Source organism: Caulobacter sp. 05T431, from assembly GCF_056665975.1.
The window spans coordinates 1-458 of record NZ_JBFTKU010000113.1 but is presented as its reverse complement, the minus strand read 5'-3'; the positions used below and the strand labels follow the sequence as shown (position 1 = coordinate 458).

Sequence of the window (458 nt, the reverse complement as noted above, 5' to 3'; positions counted from 1 at the left end):
GACAGGACCCTCGCTGTGGGGTCGACTACCCAATGGCGGTCGATTCTCCGGTAGTTGTCAACCCTCAGCTGTTGTCCGTAGCCCACTTCAAAACTGATCATGGTAGGCCGGGATTCGTCGCCCATGTAAAAGCTGTCGTGGTGATCCCGGTAGAAGGAAAATACGTCGACAGCAGAAAACGCCAAGACCCGCACGTCCCGTTCAAGGCGTTCTCGGGCAAGGGCGAAGTACCAGAGGGTCGTCGTATCGGTGCCCGGAGATTGGAGGATTGTTTCCAGATCATCGATTGAAAGGAACAGGGTAGGCGTAGAGCTTTCCGTGTTCGGGATCCCGAACGCCATGTCCCTGCCGACCCCTTGATGGGCAACGATCCGAAGCGTCTTTTCCGGCAGTGTGTCGGATGCTGAGAATATTTCGTGAATGCGTTCAGAAAGCTCAGGTGCCCGCCAGGGCTGAAA

1 protein-coding gene is annotated in these 458 nt (G+C 56.1%); it reads right to left on the bottom strand.

Translation table 11 applies throughout. The annotated features are described in order from the left end of the window. Positions 1 to 458 (bottom strand): hypothetical protein (locus AC1U89_RS24755; RefSeq protein ID WP_479902259.1); only part of this gene is annotated, 458 nt, incomplete at both ends.